We start from the raw sequence: 4,185 nt of genomic DNA, 5'->3' as shown, positions 1-4,185 counted from the left end.
GCGGCACGTAGACGAAGGAGCCACCCGACCACACGGCGGTGTTCAGCGCGGCGAACTTGTTGTCGCCGGACGGGATGACCGTGCCGAAGTACTCCTCGAAGAATTCGGGGTGTTCGCGCAGCGCGGTGTCGGTGTCCATGAAGATGACGCCCTGGGCTTCGAGCTCGGCGTTGATGGTGTGGTACACCACCTCGGACTCGTACTGCGCGGCGACGCCGGAGACCAGGCGCTTGCGCTCTGCCTCAGGGATGCCGAGCTTCTCGTAGGTGTCCTTGATGTCGTCGGGGAGGTCTTCCCACGACTGCGCCTGCTTCTCGGTGGAGCGGACGAAGTACTTGATGTTGTCGAAGTCGATGCCGGACAGATCGGCACCCCACGTCGGCATCGGCTTCATGCCGAAGAGCTTGAGGCCCTTGAGGCGCAGTTTGAGCATCCAGTCGGCTTCGTTCTTCAACGCGGAGATGTCGGTGACGACTTCCTCGTTAATTCCGCGGCGGGCGGATGCGCCGGCGGCGTCGGAGTCGGACCAGCCGAACTCATACTGTCCGAGACTGTTGAGTTCCGGGCGATCGATCAGCACGTCAGTCATAGTTACCTCTTTCCTACCGGCGGCAACCAAGGTGGGTGCATCGGTATTCCGTCGCGCAGCCTTTTGCCGGGAAACTTCTCGTGTATGCCCTTGCAAGCGGGTGTGATTTCTCCACCGTCGACTTGCTTAGACTTGAACCCGGACTGCGGCTTCTGACTCAGATGAATCGGTCAGAACCACTCGTCTTCATCGACTCCCGGCACGGGTTGCGCTCTGCGAACCTGTCAATCTTACAAGGAGTCTTCGCAAATAACAGGAGGAACCGCTGTGAAAGCCGCAGTGTCTGCCCGATCCCGACTCGCCGCACTTCTACCCGTCGCAGTCGATGAGCGCGTGCGCTTTTTCGCCTGGGCGTCGCTGGTCGTGCAGATCCTCCTCATCGGCACGGGTGGTGCCGTGCGGCTCACCGGCTCGGGCCTCGGCTGCCCCACGTGGCCGCAATGCGTTCCCGGCTCGCTCACCAACACCCCCGAGATGGGCATCCATGGCGTGATCGAGTTCACCAACCGTGCACTCACCGGCGTCGTCGTGCTCATCGCGATCCTCGCCTTCCTCTCGGTCGTCCGCTTCCGGGCGCAGCGCCGCGACCTGTTCGTGCTCACGCTGCTGCAGGGGTTGTCGATCCCCCTGCAGGCCGTCATCGGCGGTATCACGGTGCTCACGGGGCTCAACTCGTACATCGTCGGCCTGCACTTCGTCGTGTCGGTCGTTCTGGTGGTGCTCACGTCGATGCTCGTCTACCGCGTCTACAACGGGCCGGGCGGCGGACCGCGCCTGATGCCGGCCTGGTACCGCATGCTCGCCCACGTGACCTCGCTGTTCGTCGCCATCACCGTCGTGGTGGGCATCCTGACCACGGGTTCGGGACCGCACGCGGGCGACATCACGACCCCCCGCAACGGTCTCGACACGAACCTGCTGCAACACCTGCACTCCTGGCCCGCCTACGTGACGCTCGCCGGCACCGTGCTGCTCGTGCTCGGCGCCCTGACCCTGCCGGGGGCGTCGGCACGCACGCGCCGGTTCACACTCATCCTGCTCGCCGTCGAGCTGGTGCAGATCGCCGTGGGCATAACGCAGGCGCGACTCGGCCTCCCCGAGCTGCTTGTCGGAATCCACATGGTTCTCGCGGCGGTGCTCGTGGGTGCCATGACCGTCGTGGTGTTGACACTGCGCGGCAAGGCGCCGGTGCGGAACGCGACATCCGAAAGCCTGGCGGCCGCGCAGCTCTAGGAGGCCGCCCGTCGACAGGATGCAACGGGTCGGCCGGGCTCTATCGGTCCTGTTCGAACGGTGCGCGGGCCGGATGATCCTGTCGAACGCGCGGGCGACGTGATGTCATACGGTCGCGCGGCGACCAACTCGACCGGCTGGAAGCTAGAAGGGCAGCAGCGGGTCGATGCCGACGGCGAGGAAGACCAGCGTCAGGTACGTGATCGACGAGTGGAACACGCGCATCGGCGTCACCGTCTCGTGGCGGATGGCCTGGTTGTACAGGCGGTGCGACTCGTAGATGAACCAGACGCCGCTCACGGTCGCGACGACCGTGTACGTGATTCCCATGTTCGCGACGGGGATGAGCAGCAGCGAGCAGGCGACAGTGGCCCACGCGTAGAGGATGACCTGGAGTCCGACGATCTGGCGACCGCGCACGACGGCGAGCATGGGGACGCTCGCGGCCTGGTACTCGTCACGGTATTTCATCGAGAGCGGCCAGTAGTGGGGAGGAGTCCAGAGGAAGATGACGGCAAACAGGATGACCGGAGCCCAGGTGAGCGAGCCGGTGACGGCCGCCCAACCGATGAGTACCGGGAAGCAGCCGGCGATACCGCCCCAGATGATGTTCTGTTCGGTGCGGCGCTTGAGCCACAGCGTGTAGACGAACACATACACGAGGATGGCGACGAGCGACAGCCCCGCAGCGAGCAGGTTGGCGAAAACGCCGAGCCAGACGATGGATGCCACGCCGATAATCCAGGCGAAAACCAGCGCTTCGCGGTCGGTCAGCTCGCCGGTGACCAGCGGCCGTTTCTGCGTGCGCTTCATCAGGCGGTCGATGTCGCGGTCGATGTAGCAGTTGAACGCGCTGGCAGAGCCGGCGCTCAGCGAACCGCCGATGAGGGTGGCGATCACCAGCCAGAGATCGGGCAGACCGCCCTGCGCGAGCACCATGACGGGAGCGGTGGTCACGAGCAGCAGCTCGACCACGCGCGGTTTGGTGAGCGCGACGTAGGCCCTTGCCTTACGGGCAAATCCGATCCGCCCGGTGGCGGGTCGGCTCTCTACGGCTACGTTCATGACTCCTCTAACGACTACGGGCAGTTCGACTAATTCTAAGCGCTCATCCGCCCGCGACTCTGTCGCGTGTCGGGCGTCAGACCCCGCACGGCGCTCCCAGCACTCCCTATACTTGAATGTGCTTGCCACCCGACGGCAGACGAGCCCGACACCTCAGAACGATCGAGATTGCCTGGGCTGCCCGCGGGAGTGCCGATGACGTCACTGTCCATAAGTGAGACAACGGCAAGCGAACACAACCTCTCCGCAGTGATCGCTCTGATTTTCTGCTGTGCAACATGAAGGGTCAGTAATCACGTGGCAGCTTTCCAATGGGATTCCATCGATAACAAGGCCGTTGACACCGCCCGTATTCTCGCGGCGGATGCCGTCGAGAAGGTCGGAAACGGACACCCTGGCACCGCGATGAGCCTCGCCCCCGCCGCCTACCTCCTCTTCCAGAAGGTCATGCGCCGCGACCCGAACGACAACGAGTGGATCGGCCGCGACCGTTTCATCCTCTCCGTGGGCCACAGCTCGCTCACCCAGTACGTTCAGCTCTACCTCGGTGGCTACGGCCTCGAGCTCGACGACCTCAAGGCGCGGCGCACCGGGGGCCCGCGCACCCCCGGCCACCCCCAGAACGGCCACACCGACGGCGGCGAGATCACGACCGGACCGCTCGGCCAGGGCCTCGCCTCCGCCGTCGGCTTCGCCTACGCCGCCCGCTACGAGCGCGGCCTGTTCGACCCCGAGGCAGCACCCGGCACGAGCCCCTTCGACCACTTCATCTACACGATCGCCGGCGACGGCGACCTCCAGGAAGGCGTCACGAGCGAGGCATCCTCTCTCGCGGGCCACCAGGAGCTCGGCAACCTCATCGCGATCTACGACTCGAACCAGATCTCGATCGAAGACGACACCAACATCGCCTTCACCGAGGACGTCAAGGCGCGCTACGAGGCGTACCACTGGCACGTGCAGGTCGTCGACTGGAAGCAGACCGGCGAGTACGTCGAGGACGTCCACGCGCTGAACGACGCCATCGAGGCCGCGAAGGCCGAGACGGGCAAGCCGTCGCTCATCATCCTGAAGACCATCATCGGCTGGCCTGCCCCCAAGAAGCAGAACACCGGCAAGATCCACGGCTCCGCCCTCGGCGCCGAAGAGCTCGCAGCGGTCAAGGAGGTGCTCGGTTTCGACCCCGAGCAGAACTTCTTCGTCGCGGACGAGGTCATCGAGCACACCCGGAAGGCCATCGATCGCGGGGCGGCCGACCGCGCCGAATGGCAGGTGTCCTTCGACGCCTGGAGTGCAGC

2 protein-coding genes and 2 pseudogenes are annotated in these 4,185 nt (G+C 65.0%); 2 read left to right on the top strand and 2 right to left on the bottom strand.

All coding sequences use genetic code 11. The annotated features are described in order from the left end of the window. A pseudogene (locus tag ACLQ6X_RS10955) lies at nt 1-589 on the bottom strand (Fe-S cluster assembly protein SufB); the annotation flags it as partial. Between the two features lie 333 nt (nt 590-922). On the opposite strand from ACLQ6X_RS10955, the gene ACLQ6X_RS10950 reads away from it, so the two are divergent. Beyond that, nucleotides 923-1,822 (top strand): COX15/CtaA family protein, encoded by a 900-nt coding sequence (locus ACLQ6X_RS10950; protein ID WP_411700194.1) that lies wholly within the window; start codon nt 923-925, stop codon nt 1,820-1,822. 144 nt (nt 1,823-1,966) lie between these two features. Here the strand turns inward: ACLQ6X_RS10950 and ACLQ6X_RS10945 are convergent, their stop codons facing one another. Then, nucleotides 1,967-2,887 (bottom strand): heme o synthase, encoded by a 921-nt coding sequence (locus tag ACLQ6X_RS10945; RefSeq protein ID WP_411700193.1) that lies wholly within the window; start codon nt 2,885-2,887, stop codon nt 1,967-1,969. Between the two features lie 297 nt (nt 2,888-3,184). On the opposite strand from ACLQ6X_RS10945, the pseudogene ACLQ6X_RS10940 reads away from it, so the two are divergent. After that, nucleotides 3,185-4,185 (top strand): annotated as a pseudogene (locus ACLQ6X_RS10940) (transketolase); the annotation flags it as partial.

Source organism: Conyzicola sp. (genome assembly GCF_046714715.1).
GTDB lineage: Bacteria > Actinomycetota > Actinomycetes > Actinomycetales > Microbacteriaceae > Conyzicola.
This window is presented reverse-complemented; position numbering and strand designations above follow the sequence as displayed.

Coding starts and splice junctions, on each gene's coding strand:
- ACLQ6X_RS10945 (WP_411700193.1), bottom strand. CDS start 2,887: ATGAACGTAGCCGTAGAGAGCCGACCCGCCACCGGGCGGATCGGATTT.